This window comes from Arsukibacterium sp. UBA3155 (genome assembly GCA_002364615.1).
Lineage (GTDB): Bacteria > Pseudomonadota > Gammaproteobacteria > Enterobacterales > Alteromonadaceae > Alishewanella.
In genome coordinates this window covers 87,859-103,588 of record DEYP01000030.1, presented here as the reverse complement: position 1 = coordinate 103,588, position 15,730 = coordinate 87,859, and the positions used below count along the sequence as shown (strand labels likewise).

Here is a 15,730-nt window from a genome sequence, read left to right as displayed (position 1 = left end):
AGTGGCGCAATACCTTGCGCCACTGTAAACACTTGCTGGATAAGACGAGTTACAACATTGAATACAGGCGTTAAATTCGTGGGGATCCCTCAGGATCTGACCCTAATAATTAAATATGAGATTGGGTCTGCTCCCTTAGTTTGTACTTCGCTGACGTTCATCCATAGTGACTTTATCTCTAAGTAGCCAGGTTCCGTTTTCTTTTGTGATAATATAGGTTGTATTTATTCTTCGTGTTGGGGTTACCACGCCATTGATAACTTGTCCTTCCCTCTCATGATATTGATGAACTACCACCACGTCAGGTCTTAAAAATTTTATTTCAGGATCACGCCTGACATTCACATTTGATGCAGCAAAACCTGCGTTTGAGTGTAATTTTTGTTCAAAATTCTTTATGGTATCTTTACCACGAAATACCCGGCCAAACGCTTGTAACCACCGACCATCTTCCGACCATATTTTTTCCCTTTCCTCAAAATTGCCACTTTTTGAGTGGGTATCAATAATATTTTTAATGGCCAGGTTATCTTCAACCGTTATTTGAGGTTGTTCCTGTGTGGTTGAAGTTGCCATCGTTGTAGTTTTTTCTTCTTTTTGAGCACAGCTAAGCAAAATTACTGCGAGAAAAATAAAATTTATGTTCTTCATATTTTTTATTATTGCCAACATATAGGTATGGTTGAGTATAGTAAGGAAAAATAGAAGTGAAGGCGCAGGTCTTGCCTTTTGCCAATCCAGAAAGGCAATAAGCAAGACCTGACCCTAGAGGCTTGAAAGGCAATAAGCAAGACCTGACCCTAGAGGCTTCAGCAACAAAATTTATTTTCTATTATTAAATCCAAATCAGATCCTGAGTGCATCTAAGTTTTAAATTAACTCACAGGATATGATATGACGCTTTTAAATACTGTTTCCCGGCACCTTTTTTTTGCTGCCGTACTGCTGGCAACAAGCCCTTTCGCCGCGGCAACCGATACCCGCATACAAGATATGAGCCTGCATGATGAACTAGCGCAACAAGACGCTTTGTTTTTTCAGCGTGGCTTTAACGAGTGTGATATCGCTTATCTGGACGCAACTGTCAGCCCTGAGCTGAGGTTTTATCACGACAAAAGTGGTTTTCAGAATAAAGCTTTGTTTATGCAAAACACGCAAAAATATATTTGTGGTGATATGGCGAACAAGCCCATCCGCAAATTAGCCGCCGACAGTTTGAGTACCTTTCCGCTGCATCGTGACGGCATATTGTATGGTGCAGTGCAGCATGGGCAACATCAGTTTTATTTGCGTGAAGCGGGAAAACCAGACCAGCTAACCGGCACGGCTCGGTTTACTTCGGTCTGGTTAAAGGCTGGAGACGATTGGCAGCTTAGCGATGTGCTCAGTTATGATCATCAGCCGGCTGAGGTCGTTAACAGCAATATTCAAGCGGCAGCTATTATCAGCTTGCTACACCAAAATAAGGTGCCCGCGCTGGGCCTGGGCATTATTGAGCATGGCAAACTGCTATCGACTCAAGTATATGGCGAGCTTACGCCGGATACTACAGCACCGCAAAATACCCTGTTTAAAGTGGCATCGTTAACCAAACCAGTGGTAACCATGCTGACGCTGCGGCTTGTTAATGCAGGCAAACTTCAGCTTGATGAACCTCTTGCAGACTACTGGGTTGACCCGGACCTTAAAGCTGACCCAAAGCATTTGTTGCTGACACCCCGAATTGTGCTGACGCACCAAACCGGCTTTGCCAACTGGCGCTATCTGGAAACAGACAACAGGTTACGCTTTCAGTTTAAACCCGGCACGCAACATCAGTATTCTGGTGAAGGCTTTGAATATCTTCGCCGGGCGCTGGAGCATAAATTTGGCCAATCGCTGGAAGCCCTGGCACAGCAATATGTATTTGAACCGGCCGGTATGACCGATACCTATTTTTGGTGGTCACAAGGAGTGAATGAACACCGCTACGCCCGCAACCACGACAGCAACGGCAAGGCGTTTGAGACAGAGAGATACTACAAGGCAAATGCCGCCGCCAATTTGATCAGCACGGTAGACGATTACAGCAAATTTATGGTGTTTGTTATGGCGCAACAGCAAGCAATGCCGGCAGTGTACCAGGACATGCAAGCGCATCATGTCGGCATTGGGCCTCAACATTATTTCGGCTTGGGCTGGGAGATTTTCAGTGGTTTCCCGGGTGAGCAATCGTTGTTGCTGCATAGCGGCCGTGATCCTGGCGTGTCCACCTTAGCTGTGTTTTCACCACAAAGCCAAAACGGTTATGTTATTTTTATGAATGGCGATAATGCCACAGCGGTACTTGAACAACTTCTGCCGCAGCTGTACCTTGGTGCAGAACTTTGGCAACGAAATTAAATAAGTATGAATGGACTAGAATGGGCAGAGATTTTGGTTCCGCTTATCGTCTTCAGCGCGTTGGTCGCGCTGATGGGGTTAATACTGCTGTATAACTACAAGAAAAAACGCCTGTTTTTGCAGATGATAGAACGCTCATTACAACAACAGCTAACGTTGCCGCCGGAAACAATCCGTGAAGTGGCGCGGCACTTTTTCTCAGCAAACCGTGATACCCGTAAAGGTGTATTTTTGTTGGTGTTGTCAGCCAGCATTCTGGCGTTTTCCTACTTTGCCGATTTTCGTCAAAATGGCAATCTGGATTTAAACGATGCCTTAAACGGCATAGCCATCTTGCCGGCGTTGTTAGGGCTGGCGTTTTTGCTGCTGGCCCGGCTTGAACGGCAACGGCTGTATTAAGACCATGCTGTGTCGCTAAAACAGGCCTCGGTTGAGCAACTGGTTGCCATAGTGCAGGTGTCGGGAGATACGACAGCTTTTAATGAGCTGTTCAGCCGTTATGACAATAAGTTGCGCGGTTTTTTGGCGTTTAAATCTGCCGAACAACGCCAAGATATTGATGATTTGGTGCAAGAAACGTATGTTAAGGCCTTTTTAAATATTCAGCAGTTTCAGCAACAAGCGCAGTTTTCTACCTGGTTACTGCGGATTGCTATCAATGAAATGTTGCAGGCTAAACGCTCAGGTAATATTTTCTCTGCCCTTAAACAGCGTTGGTTCGCTGCAGAAGCCGGTACGCTTAGCCATACTGACAACACAGCCGCACAGCTGGATGCCGCTACGCTGATTGCGTCTTTATCAACCATTCAACAGCAAGTTTTTGTTTATGCCGAGTTTTATGGTTATTCGCAAACTGAAATTGCCGATAAAATGCAGATCCCGTTGGGTAGCGTAAAAACCTATATGATGCAGGCGCGAACGACGCTGGACAGGAGTAACGCTCAATGCTGAAACTGACATTAAAACAAAAAATCAGACTCTGGCTGCGGCAGTATCGCCGCAGCGTGGTTATAGCTCTGTTTTGCTTGCCTGCCCCGCTGCTGATGTTGGCTTACAACAGCCTGCTAAACACGGAACGTACGCTGTTGCCGTTACTGACATTGACACAGTTGGCGGCGGCTGCATTACTGGTTATCGTGGTTCTTATTCTCAGCGACTAGATGCACCAGCACGAATATCGTAGTGGCTTAGCGTGGGTTTTAATTTCATTAATCTTGGGGCCTGTTGCCACTTTAATACTGGCTCTGGTTTCCAAGCTGCCAGAAAATCAGTAAGGTAAACTTTTTTACTACAAACGGCTATTTGCCAGTGCGGCTACGCTGAGCGTTATCGCGCAGATAGGAACGATATGAGCGGACCACAGAAAAGCGGAGTTATAGTTTACTCAAACAATATAAAGAGATTGTCTGATTTTTATACTGGTATGTTTAACATGACCTTGCTAAGAGAAACGGATGATTTTATCAGTGTTGGCGATAGTGATTTCAATATCGTGATCCACACACCACCAATTAAGATCCCTGAACACCACTTCAATACAGTAAAAATATTTCTCACGGTAGAGAGCCTCGAAGACGCAAGAGGTCGGGTTGAAAAGTTGGGTGGCGAAGCGCTAGCGGGGGAGTGGTCAAATCCCGTATTTAGCGTCTGCAATATTTCAGATCCAGACGGAAATCACATACAAATCAGAGAGTTTAAGCTATAACAAAGCTATCAGATAGCGCGCTTGCAGCGCTTGACTTGCAACAGTACGCCACTGGAATCAAAACGCTATCTCTTACGTGCCTTTTGAACTGGATAAAAAATTTGTGAGTATTTGCAAGATTGAACAGATAAAAATGATGGATGGGCTGGCATATGAGTTATTCAACAATACTGAAACAGGTTCTCTATTCATAGGGGGCTACAATGGCTTGGATGGTAGTAACCAAAAGCATGGACCGTTGTTCAAGTAGGGTGAAATGAAAACGAAATTAATCTTAATTTTGGTAGTCACTGCCGTGATGTTCCTTTTCTATCAGTATGGGAGATCACTTTGGTATCCGGTGGTAATAAAGTTTATGGATAAGAAAACTGTTGAAGACGTGATTTCTAGATACGAAGAACAAACACGGCGTAACTTAGCGCCAATGTTCGAAAAAGTAGGCATCTCCTATCCGCCTGAACATCTGACTTTAATCGCTTATAAAGATAGCGCTATGCTGGAAATCTGGGGAGCAAACGAAGACAAGATGTTCAAAAAAATAACAGAATACCCTGTTCTTGCTGCTAGTGGTGAACTTGGTCCAAAGCTGGTTGAAGGTGATCGACAGGTTCCGGAAGGTATTTACGAAATAGTCGGATTCAACCCCAATAGCGCATACCATATTTCTATGAAGCTAAATTACCCGAATGAGTTTGATTTAATGCACGCCAAAGCGGAAGGTCGAGATAGTCCGGGAACGAATATTTTCATTCACGGCCGAGATGTTTCAATTGGTTGTCTGGCTGTGGGAGACCCGGCGATAGAAGATTTATTCACTCTTGTTTATAAAACCGGGAAAAGTAAGACTCAAGTAATTATATCACCAAGCGATCCCAGTCTGGCAAGGCTAACCGTTCCGCATGGCGCTCCAGCTTGGACTCAAGATTTGTACTCGGCGATAGAAATAAGCTATAGAAGGGTTACGGGGAAATAACAAGCAGTAGCAACCTCGTTTGGATAACACAAGGAGAGATAAATGAAATGCATATTGCTGATACTTACCTGCGTTGCAACATTAACTATTAGTGCTGTTAGCGCCGCCGGCGTTATTGTGCCATTTAACACAAGCGCACCCGTTGCGTTTAGAAACATACTGATCGACGTATTATGCATAAAAAAAATAAAATAATAATGGTACGGCTAGCGTTGCTCGTGGCAACGGTATGCTCGTTGTTTTTTGTGCCATGGCTATTGGTAAAGGCCTGGATCCTGCCGTTACCCGACACGCTGCAGCAGCAGTTAGATGAAGCCGTTGGTCATGGTTTTGCTGGTGCCATTGTCTATGTCAATTACCCCGGCCAGCCCGGTAAGCAGTTTGCATCTGGCTGGCACGATCGGGACGCTGAAATAGCCGCCAGGCCACAAGCGCTTTTTAAGATAGCCAGTATCAGTAAACTGTATGATGTGGTGGCGGTTACCAAACTGGTGAGAGAGGGAAAGCTTTCGCTGGATAAAACACTGGCTGATTATTTACCCGAACTTGTGGGAAGAATTGAGCACGCAGATAAAATCACCTTAAGACTGCTTATTCAGCATCGAAGCGGCATTCCTAATTTCACGGATGCGCCAAATTTCTGGGCCGCACCTACAGCAACCTTTGACGCCAGCCTGGCCCTAATTCTGGACAAGCCTGCAAACTTTAAGCCCGGTACAGATTACGAATACTGCAACACCAACTATTTATTGATCAATAAAATAATGGACGATGTGCTGGGATATAGTAATTTCCGCTTCATTCAGGAGCGCATTTTAAACCCACTGAACCTTAACAACACCTTCAGTTCGCTTACCGATGTCAATATCGATCAGGTAATGAGTGGTTACCATGTCGGTCATCCTTATAATTTAAAAGCCGATGAACATGGGATGTTAGCCACAGCCGAAGATGTCGGCATTTTTCTAAGAGCACTGATTGACGGGACGGTGTTTGATGAGGGCGAACAGGAAATATATTCTTCTGTTTATAAATATGAGCACGCCGGATGGGTGCCTGGGTATCAGAGCTTCGCAGAATATGACCAGGACCTCGACGCAATAGTTATTGCGTTCTACAGCACAACCGATCCTGAATTGTACAATTGGAACCTGTCACAAATCATTAATCGCAGATTCTTTAAAATACTGAAAAGACAACAACGCCAGCAATAAGCTGCCTGTCACATTGGGACTAAACAGTCCAGAACACGTCATCATGTTTATTATAGAGGTGTAGGGTCAGGTCTTGCCTTTTGCCAATCCCAAAAGGCAAGAAACAACACCTGACGCCAAGACTCCTTAGGACGACGCTTTATGACTCAACCAGAGCAAATAGCGTTTCTACCAAGGCGTTATACCCCAACTAACAAAGAGAAAACTTAGTACAATTGCAGAAAGGCCAACAAGAACAAAGCCTATTCTGGAACGTTTTCTCAGGGGACTCTTTTTATGCGCCTTTAACGTCAGTACAAGCGTTGCTATACCAAATAGTCCTGCCAGCAGCACCAGTAATGCCCCAATACTGGCAGGTGGCGCAAAACCAGCAATAAGACTGACTTCACTGATTTCAACGGCCGCTTGCACACCGAGCCCAATAAGTCCGACACCCATCAGTAAAAAAAGCGTCGTGATAAAAGCAATAAGGCGGGGAGTTATCGGGCCAAGGCCTGGCACGTCGATATTACTTGAGCTAAAGCGTCGGGTAATCGCCCCCCAGGAAATCATAATTAAACCTAGTAAGGAAATAATGACAGGCGTAGAGGCGAGCAATCCAGGGACGACAACGTTCTTTGGCTCATCCATGGCGCGCGCGGCCAGCTTTAAATGCATATCTGTTTGCAGGTAATCCAAAAACTCTGGCGGCTCTGCGCCTTCCTCCAGACAAGTTGCATCTAATTCAGCAAGATTCTGGCTTGGGTTGTCGAAAAAGTCAGTGAGCACTTGCGATGCACATTCGCTCATTGAACGCGTAGGGCCATGACCGGCGTAAGGCACAATGATTAAGCGGCCGTTGCTAAACCCTGGGGCAATGCGTTCAGCCAGCGCTGGCGGAGTGATGGGATCCCAATAGCCATTAACTACCAAGGTTGGAATAGTGCTTTGAATAAGTTGATAATCCTTGCGATCACGCGGGGCTAAACCTGCCTCAACGCAGGCATCAGCCATTAACTGGCTGCCTTCGACTGAAAATGCGCCCTGATTAAAACCGTAATCTTCCTGTAAATCCTCTGCTGCAATACTGGCTTCGGCCGCCATATAACCATCGTTGCAACGTATCGCGCTACCCATACCCAGACCAGTACTGCGGGAAAATTCTCCTGCGCCATTTGCTAAGGCCTGAAATACCTCGTCGTCCCTGTTATCAATCATATTGACTAAGCCGCGCATAACTGAAGGAATAGCGGGGTGTTCGTCTTGTTCATACAGCATAGAGAACGGGGCAAAAGCGGCTATTAAAGCCGGCACATTCGCTTTACCCGACGGAAAAAGTTCTTCGTCAAAAGCATCGACCATAACAGGGTTAGCAATAAGGGCATTACCCGCCGCATAAAACGCCTGCTCTAAGCCCTCACAAATTGCCGCGCCTTGCCGCGCACATTCTGTAAACACATTCTCGTGATTGCGCGCAACCCAGCGATGAATACGCATTAAATCGCCTAAATCATTAGGCACAATGGCATCGAGCACCAAAGCCCGTATTCCTTCAGGATCTACATTAACTAACATTTGCCCTAAATGACTGCCGTAGCTTATGCCCCACACATTCCACGACTCGAACCCTAAAGCCTGGCGAAGTGCCCGCACATCTCTGGCATTTTCGACCGTATTGTAGGCGCTTAAATCGACTCCCCGGTTGGTGGCTGCTGCAAAACATGCCTTCATCCGTTCTGCGTCTTCAATTTCCTGCCCTTTTTGATTGTCCGCCAGCACCAGTTCGCGGCTGGTAGCATCATAGTATGGACAAAGCTCTTCAGAATCGCCGATACCGCGTTGATTAAGGATGTATAAATCCCGGGTTTTGGTTAAATCATGCTTTAAAAAGCGTTTTACATAAAATTCTATGCCCGCTCCAGGCCCGCCGGTAAGGTAGATAATGGGGTCTGCTCTTGATTCAAGTATTTCCTCATCCTCTTTTGCTGATGTGTCATCGTCCTCAATATCAAGACTCGCCTGGGCAGTAATGTGGGTGAAAATGATTCGAAGTAAACGACTATCGGGCACCTCTCTGTTTTCCGGTACCGTAATAAAGCCGCAGCGCACTCTGCCTGGCTCATAATCTATGTCATTTTTAAAAGGACAAACAACACGGGTTACGTCGCTGACATAATCATTTATCAACGCGTTGGTGCTGTCGTCGACTGCCGGTAATTCCTGGGCGAATGGTTGGGTGCATAAACCAAATACCAGTAATGCTACGAGATATAGCTGCTTGCTTATTGTCATTATAAATCCCTTATTATTATCGTTTTCATGTGATACCGCATAGGGTTAGAGAATACGGTACCTATGCATCGTAGTTTATAAATCACAATCTGCCTATAAAACACCTGTGAGCAAAGCCCTCACTGACGGAAAAAAGTTCAAAAAAGGCAGTGTCATTTATTTATCGCTAATTTGCTTTTGCTGAAACGTAAACCATCCTATCGAACACGACTTATAACACCTGACTGGTGTAAACTTTGTTTCAGTTAACCCAGTCACGCTATGCGTATCCTGGATAACGTCCCATAAAAGAGAAGGTTGACGAGATGGCCGAACTTAAAACTCAGGCAACAGACGCCAGTGTGGAACAATACATTGCTTCACGGGCATCTGACGAGCAGAAAGCCGATTGCCAGGTGCTGATGTCAATGTTCAAAGGTATTACCAACGAGCATCCGAAAATGTGGGGTCCCAGCATCGTCGGTTACGGCTCGTATCGTTATGTTTATAAAAGCGGAAGGACCGGTGAAAGCTGCCTGACGGGGTTTGCGATTAGAGGGCGGGAGCTTGTCGTTTACCTGTCCTGTGAAGATGCTGAAGATGAAACACTTCTGGCCACGCTCGGAAAGCACCGGAAGAGCAAAGCCTGTCTGTATTTCAAACGGCTGGCTGATCTTGACAGCAATGTACTAGAGCAGCTAATCGTCAATTCCATTGCTGCTGTGCAGCGTCGTTACGGTAATTAAGGACTAAACCCAATGAGCAAGATTTACGTGCTACATGAAAACAATGAATGGACAGTTCATTTACAGAATAGACTTGATGAATTGAATTACCCTTATGAGTTATGGCATTTAGATGAAGGCTCAATCGACTTATCGGCCGAGCCACCAGAGGGCATATTTTATAATCGGATTAGTGCATCCTCACATACCCGGGATCACCGCTTTGCCCCGGAACTGGCTGGCGCGGTTATCGCCTGGTTGGAGCATCATGGCCGTAAAGTAATAAACGGCAGTCGTGCATTAAGTTTAGAGATCAGCAAAGTACATCAGTACTTAGCTTTAGAAAAAGCAGGCATAGCTACGCCAAAAACCATTGCCGCAGTCGGCAAAAAGCACATTATTGAAGCGGCAAACGCGCTTGGTATGGGCTCATTTATTACCAAGCATAATCGAGCCGGTAAAGGGCAGGGGGTGCAATTATTTCACTCGGTACAGGCACTGCAAGATTATCTGGATGGACCACATTTTGATGCGCCGGTTGATGGCATTACCCTAATTCAACAATATATTAAGGCAACCGAACCCTTTATCATCCGGCACGAGTTTATTGGCGGTAAGTTTTTGTATGCAGTTAAAGTGGATACCTCTGAGGGCTTCGAGCTTTGCCCGGCCGATGCCTGCTCAATTGGCGACATGTTCTGCCCTACTGACCAAACGCCAGCGCAGCCCAAGGCTAAATTTGAAATACTGCAAGACTATCGGCCGGCGTTTATTGATCAGTATGAGAGGTTTCTGAAAGCGAACGCTATTCAGGTTGCGGGTATTGAGGCCATCCAGGATGCTGATGGCAATAGCTATGCCTATGATGTGAACACCAATACTAATTATAATTCAGACGCTGAGGCAAAGGCAGGGCAATTTGCCATGCTAGAGTTGGCGCAGTACCTTAAAAGTGAGTTAGATAAGTTAGCGTTGTAAGCATTCGGTTGTCGGAAGTGCAGGGTCATTGAGTAGCAGGGTCAGGTCTTGCCTTTTGCCAATTTAGAAAGGCAAGAAACAAGAAGAGAATCCGATACGTGTAAATTACAATGTCGTACTCTCTGATTAATTGTCTCTAATGCTTAATGGCTTTTTCCGGCACTAAATCCGGGTTCCATTTTCTAAAGGTGTTGTCTAAAAATTCATTGGCAAGCGGCTCAAACTCAGGGTGTTGGCTCATTCCGTAAAAGGCGGGCGAGCTTAAGATAAACTTCTCAATTCCTATGGTGAATGTGTCCAGCATTGGTTGGCGCTTAAACATATTCTGGGTTTGCTGGAGGGGAATATCGCCTTCGAAATACATAAGACCTGCACACCACCAGCCGAGCTTATTTTGGGTTTGTTGGCATAGGGAATTTGCATTAGCAAGGTTAGTTTGCAGTGCCAGTACATAACTGTCGTCGCCTTTGCGTTTTTTAACGGCTGCGTAGTCATAAGGCTCACTGCGATTAAGATCAACGCGTTGCATAAACTCCTCTGCGCTTAGGCCTGCCAACTGCTGCTGTTGTTCATACAAGGTTTCGTCGCCTAACAGCAGCTTGTAGTATGTCAGTAATTCGGTTTTTGTAGATTCACTAACCGGTAATTGTTGATAACGCTGTTTTTGTTGTTCGTTGAGTTTGCCTCGCATATCTAAATCCAGTAGTAGTAAAAAGGCGTTATAAAATTGCTCTGCATAATCCGGTGACTGGCGTAACTCTGCTGCCATATAATCCAGCGCGGTATCGGTATTGCCGGTCAGGATATTGACTGCAGATTTTGCCCTTCTATAGTCTGCATTTGGCTCGCCGCGATAGTCGTTAACCAGGGCTAACGTCGCTTCAATGTCTTGTTGGTAGGCGTAACTAAAATAAAGGTTGCTGACGAAGTTCAGTGAGCTGTCGGGAAATAGCCGTTCCATTCTTGATAACAATGCTTGAGCTTTCTCTGGCTGTTCCGTTACTAAATACAAATAAACCAGGTTGGACATATTGACCTGACTTTGCGGATTGGTTTTCAGTATTTGCTCCCGGCGCAGAATCATATCCTGATAATTATCCAGTCTTAACGTACTGACGTTTTGAATGAGCGGGTCATTGGGGGCTTGTGCATAAGCTTGTTGAAAAAGCACCTGACTAACTTCTAGCTTAATGTTGTTCTCAGCGTGCTTTGCCATTACCAGCGTTTTAAGTGGAAAATCTGGTGCCGCCAATAGCTCCCAAAACAAGCGTTCTGTCGCTGACTCGCGCAATACCTCGGTAAAGCCACCATAGTCTAAGGCAAAGTTATACACCATATACAGTTGCGCCTTGGCCAGATAAAACTGCGGATCGAGCTTAATGGCTTGTTGCAATAAGTCAGCGGCTTGCTCTAATGATTCCGATGTGCGCTGATAAGCCAGCTCCCGCCCCTGAATAAATAACTCATAGGCGTCGGGATTGGTGGTCATCCCGGCTTCCTGTTCAACCTGCTCGGGTAACAGATTTAGTTTGAGTGCCTGGGTAATGGCAAAGGTCAGCTCATCTTGCAGGTCAAAAATACTGGTGAGTTCACGATCATAGGTTTGTGACCAGATATGTGCGCCAGTGGCAACTTCAATTAACTGTGCGGAAATACGTACTTTGTCTTTGTCTTTGCGCACACTGCCTTCGAGTACATAGTTAACATTAAGTAGTTCGCCGATTTTTCGAATATCAGTTTGGCTGCCTTTAAAGTTAAACGATGATGTTCGGGCTATCACCACCAACTGATTTAAGCGCGCCAAAGAATTAAGAATTTCCTCGGCAATACCATCACCAAAATAGCCCTGGGAGTTATCCCGACTCATATCTTCAAACGGTAATACGGCAATAGAGCGCTCTAAACTGTCATCGGCTGAACTGACAAACCAGTTTTGGTAAGAGATAAACGCCAATGCCAGCGCTAACGCGCCGGCTAAAATATAATTAATTTTACTGCCGGTTTGCTCACGAATAGACTCGTTAATATCCACATCATGAGTGCGTTTAAGCCCTTCCGGTGTCAGTTCAAAGGCCCAGGCAAAAATACATACAAACGGAAAGGCAATCGCCAGAATGACGGTGGTAATGGTACTGAATAAAGTAGGCAGATGTAAGGCGGGCGATATAACCGCAACAATTTGCAGGATTATCCAGCAGGTAACCAGATAAACACTGGCAACCTTGAATACGTTACGGCGTTTTAGCTCTGTAAATAATGTCATGCGTCCTGCTCATTATTATTTATGTATTAACCATAATGGATAAACTGCAGCAGTACAATTAATGTACGGATCAAATCATAAATGGAACCGCGGGATGCTATTTGTCACCGGACTTACCTTTATGGCTTGGCAAAGACGGATAAAACGATATGGCTTTGTCTGAAATATTAGGGGCGGGCCTTTCTTTTTGAATAAGGAGCTGCGGGGCAGGTCTTGCTTTTTGCTAATCAAAATAATGCTCTTTATGTCAACCGTCTGGTGTAAACTCTGTGTCAGGTGAAAACCGGTAGTTAAGGTATGATATGCATTACCGCCAGGATGGCACCGAACAGGTTAGCCGGTTAGATGCCGGTGATATTTTTTACGCTGGTATTGGCTGTGAGCATGTCGCTCATCCGGTGGGCGAGGCAAGGATTTTAGTGGTAGAAACAGCGGGTAGTGTTTAACAGGTTTTGCCGCGTTAAGAATATGACAATGACAATAACCATCCGATTAATTAAACCGGCAGATATTACGGCAGTCGTGGCACTGCAGGATAGCTGCTACAGCGATGCCTTATATGAAAGCCCGGTACTATTGCAGCAACGTTTAAGTGTCGCTGCTGACAGTTGCTGGCTGGCTGAAAACGCTAATGGCCAGTTATTAGCTTATTTATTTTGTTATCCGTCAATCAATGGCCAGATTACGCCGTTGGCGTCGGCTTTTACATTAAATGCTATGCCTGAGCTGCTATACCTGCATGATATGGCCGTAAACCCGGCAGCGCGCGGCTTGGGGCTGGCCAGCCGCTTGCTTGCTACTGCTCAGCAGTACGCATTAAGCCAGGGCCTGACGAAACTGGCCCTGGTAGCCGTGCAGGGCTCGGTACCTTACTGGCAGCGACAGGGTTTCAGGGTAGTTACTAAGCTAACCGGTAGCGCAGAGCACGCTCTGAACAGCTATCAGGGTGAGCAAGCGCGTTATATGCAAGCTGCGCTGTTTAGCGATACAAAAGGCTGAAGCGGGGGGCTCTTGGACATTATTGATACCTTTATTGCACCTGCCTGCCATGAACCTGTGGATGTTTTATATCAGGACGAGGCGATATTACTGATCAATAAGCCCTCCGGCTTGTTGAGTTTATCCGGTAAAAACCCGCTTAACCTTGACTCGGTGCATTTTCGATTGGTAAATGGGCACTTAGTGAATGGCCGTTTAGAACAAGGGCGGCAAGGAAACAGCCCGGCGTTTCCCGATGCCAGATTACCGCACCGCTTAGACTTTGGTACCTCGGGTATTATGGTGGTGGCGCTGACCCCAGATGCCACCGCTAAGCTTAATAAACAGTTTCAGGATGGCACAGTACAAAAGCATTACACTGCGATGTTGGAAGGCTGGGTCACTGCTGATGAAGGGCAGATTGCTGCGCCTATTGCTAAAGATAAAACCCAGTTTCCCCGGGTAAAAATTTGCAAAAGCGGTAAAGCCGCGATCAGCCAGTTTAAAGTATTGGCGCGGCTTAACCAGCCAAAGCGCAGCCTGGTGCAGTTTACCCCGCTAAGCGGCCGTACCCATCAGCTGCGTATCCATAGCCTGAGCATCGGCCATCCCATACTGGGGTGTGATTTGTATCACAGTGCAACCAGCCAGCAACTGGCAGGGCGATTATTGCTGCACGCTAGTGATATTTATTTTCAGCATCCGCTAACCGGCGAGGCTTGCCATGGGCAAAGCGCCAGCCCTTTTTAGGTTCTATCCTCTATTCGTTAAATCGATACCTGAAAGAGAGCGACTGGAGCCCCGTTTTGGTCGACGCAGAGTGTCTGAGTGAGCGCGCAAGCGAGGGACAAATACGTCGGGAACGTATTTGAACAGCTCTGCTGGCTTGCGAAGGGCAGGATGTCCGAAGTAGTTGCTGTGGTGAGCCAAGGCGGGTGTTGCAGTTGTTCTCCCGCCATGCCGGATACAACACTCTTCCTCACTCGCCGGGGCAACTCGCCCGTTGCCTTGCAGCAGGGGCTCAGACACTCCCCAGCTCCTTCAAAAGAGGTTCTATCCTCTATTCGTTAAATCGATATGTGAAAGAGAGCTGCTGGAACCCCATTTTGGTCGATACAGAGTGTCTGAGCGAGCGAAAGCGAGAGACAAATACGTCGGGAACGTATTTGAACAGCTCTGCTGGCTTGCGAAGGGCAGGATGCCCGAAGTAGTTGCTGTGGCGAGCCAAAGCGGGTGTTGCAGTTGTTCTCTCAACACGTCAGTTACGACTTATACCGCGAAACCGATGACAGTGCCTGAAACTATCACTACAACAACCTGAAATGCCTGTTGCTGACACGGTAAACCTAAGGCGTCCCGCGAGGAATTAGCTATTTATATTGTTGATGCGTTTACCAAGCAGTAGTTTAAAGATAATTCAGCGGCGGTGGTGTCGCTAACGCAATGGCTGGCGCCGGAAGTGATGCAAAGTATTGCTGGTGAAATTATCCTGTCAGAGACTGCTTTCATTTTTTCGCTATCCGCTCATCAATATGAAATCCGCTGGTTTTCGCCATTAACTGAAATCGACTTTTGTGGTCACGCCACGTTAGCGTCATCCTATGTGATATTTCAGCATTTGGCCGGGCAGGGCGAAATTGAGTTTATTACCTCGCAGGTGGGTTCATTATTTGTGAATCAGCATAGCGACGGCAGAATTGAAATGAGCTTTCCCAACCAATGCCCGGATGTTGTTGAGCAGGTGCCGGACGCGTTATTAGCAGGTTTATCAGTAGCACCGATTACGGTATTAAAAAACCGCCAGGCCTATTTTGCGATAATGGCAACTGAGCAGGAGGTTAAAAACCTGAGCTATAACTCAGAGCAGTTAAAGCAGTTAGCGCCTTTTGATCTGGTGGTTAGCGCTAAAGCCAGTGCCAGCACCAACACAGATGAGTATGATTTTATCTCCCGCTATTTCTGGCCAGCTAACGGTGGTGATGAAGATCCGGTAACCGGCTCAATTCACGCCGGACTGTCGCCTTACTGGGCGAAGCAGTTAGCCAAAACAGAATTAGTGGCGTATCAGGCATCCGCACGCGGCGGCATCTTATATTGCAAGATCAGCAATGACCGGGTGTTAGTGTCCGGCTTTGCGGTATTATATCTGAAAGGCACCGTTTACATTTAAAAGAGAGCAGCTGGAACCCCGTTTTGGTCGACACAGAGTGTTTGAGTGAGCGTGAGCGAAGGAGTTGCTGTGGCGAGCCAAGGCGGGTGTTG

15 protein-coding genes and 1 pseudogene are annotated in these 15,730 nt (G+C 46.3%); 13 read left to right on the top strand and 3 right to left on the bottom strand.

Features of this window, described 5'->3' with window-relative positions; genetic code table 11:
• Positions 1-135 precede the first annotated feature (135 nt).
• A complete protein-coding gene (locus B2X65_RS17795) occupies positions 136-756 on the bottom strand; it encodes a DUF4440 domain-containing protein (RefSeq protein WP_290615000.1) in 621 nt (206 codons plus the stop codon).
• Positions 757-894: 138 nt separating this feature from the next.
• Here B2X65_RS17795 and B2X65_RS17790 point away from each other — a divergent pair, with 138 nt between their 5' ends.
• From B2X65_RS17790 to B2X65_RS17760, 7 genes are all read left to right on the top strand, one after another.
• Positions 895-2,382, top strand: coding sequence for a class A beta-lactamase-related serine hydrolase (locus B2X65_RS17790; RefSeq protein WP_290614998.1), 1,488 nt, complete (start codon positions 895-897; stop codon positions 2,380-2,382).
• A 6-nt stretch (positions 2,383-2,388) separates the two neighbouring features.
• Positions 2,389-2,781 (top strand): DUF6249 domain-containing protein, encoded by a 393-nt coding sequence (locus tag B2X65_RS17785; RefSeq protein ID WP_290614996.1) that lies wholly within the window; start codon positions 2,389-2,391, stop codon positions 2,779-2,781.
• 9 nt (positions 2,782-2,790) lie between these two features.
• A complete protein-coding gene (locus B2X65_RS17780; RefSeq protein ID WP_290614994.1) occupies positions 2,791-3,333 on the top strand; it encodes an RNA polymerase sigma factor in 543 nt (180 codons plus the stop codon).
• Complete coding sequence (locus tag B2X65_RS17775) at positions 3,327-3,542, top strand: hypothetical protein (RefSeq protein ID WP_290614993.1); 216 nt, start codon at positions 3,327-3,329, stop codon at positions 3,540-3,542. The genes B2X65_RS17780 and B2X65_RS17775 overlap by 7 nt, the downstream gene beginning before the upstream one ends.
• Positions 3,543-3,730: 188 nt before the next feature.
• Positions 3,731-4,087, top strand: a complete 357-nt coding sequence (locus B2X65_RS17770) for a VOC family protein (RefSeq protein ID WP_290614991.1) — start codon at positions 3,731-3,733, stop codon at positions 4,085-4,087.
• A 256-nt stretch (positions 4,088-4,343) separates the two neighbouring features.
• Positions 4,344-5,060 carry a L,D-transpeptidase family protein gene (locus B2X65_RS17765; RefSeq protein WP_290614989.1) on the top strand — a complete coding sequence of 239 codons (717 nt, stop codon included), beginning with the start codon at positions 4,344-4,346 and terminating at the stop codon, positions 5,058-5,060.
• Positions 5,061-5,233: 173 nt separating this feature from the next.
• Positions 5,234-6,274: a serine hydrolase domain-containing protein gene (locus tag B2X65_RS17760; RefSeq protein ID WP_290614987.1), complete on the top strand. Its 1,041-nt coding sequence runs from the start codon at positions 5,234-5,236 to the stop codon at positions 6,272-6,274.
• Positions 6,275-6,442: 168 nt separating this feature from the next.
• Here the strand turns inward: B2X65_RS17760 and B2X65_RS17755 are convergent, their stop codons facing one another.
• Positions 6,443-8,545, bottom strand: a complete 2,103-nt coding sequence (locus tag B2X65_RS17755; RefSeq protein ID WP_290614985.1) for an alpha/beta fold hydrolase — start codon at positions 8,543-8,545, stop codon at positions 6,443-6,445.
• A gap of 305 nt (positions 8,546-8,850) precedes the next feature.
• Between B2X65_RS17755 and B2X65_RS17750 the strand changes: the two genes are divergently transcribed.
• Together B2X65_RS17750 and B2X65_RS17745 are read left to right on the top strand one after the other, a co-directional pair.
• Positions 8,851-9,270, top strand: coding sequence for a DUF1801 domain-containing protein (locus B2X65_RS17750; protein ID WP_290614983.1), 420 nt, complete (start codon positions 8,851-8,853; stop codon positions 9,268-9,270).
• 12 nt (positions 9,271-9,282) lie between these two features.
• Positions 9,283-10,227, top strand: a complete 945-nt coding sequence (locus B2X65_RS17745; RefSeq protein ID WP_290614981.1) for an ATP-grasp domain-containing protein — start codon at positions 9,283-9,285, stop codon at positions 10,225-10,227.
• 136 nt (positions 10,228-10,363) lie between these two features.
• Here the strand turns inward: B2X65_RS17745 and B2X65_RS17740 are convergent, their stop codons facing one another.
• A complete protein-coding gene (locus B2X65_RS17740) occupies positions 10,364-12,490 on the bottom strand; it encodes a hypothetical protein (RefSeq protein WP_290614979.1) in 2,127 nt (708 codons plus the stop codon).
• 302 nt (positions 12,491-12,792) lie between these two features.
• On the opposite strand from B2X65_RS17740, the gene B2X65_RS17735 reads away from it, so the two are divergent.
• The 4 genes and pseudogenes from B2X65_RS17735 to B2X65_RS17720 all read left to right on the top strand — a co-directional run.
• Positions 12,793-12,936: a hypothetical protein gene (locus B2X65_RS17735; RefSeq protein ID WP_290614977.1), complete on the top strand. Its 144-nt coding sequence runs from the start codon at positions 12,793-12,795 to the stop codon at positions 12,934-12,936.
• 28 nt (positions 12,937-12,964) lie between these two features.
• Entirely contained in the window at positions 12,965-13,489 is a 525-nt protein-coding gene (locus tag B2X65_RS17730) for a GNAT family N-acetyltransferase (protein ID WP_290614975.1), read from the top strand.
• Positions 13,490-13,501: 12 nt separating this feature from the next.
• On the top strand, positions 13,502-14,218 hold the full coding sequence (locus tag B2X65_RS17725; protein WP_290614973.1) for an RluA family pseudouridine synthase: 717 nt from the start codon (positions 13,502-13,504) through the stop codon (positions 14,216-14,218).
• A 667-nt stretch (positions 14,219-14,885) separates the two neighbouring features.
• Positions 14,886-15,638 (top strand): annotated as a pseudogene (locus B2X65_RS17720) (PhzF family phenazine biosynthesis protein); the annotation flags it as partial.
• Between the last annotated feature and the right edge of the window lie 92 nt (positions 15,639-15,730).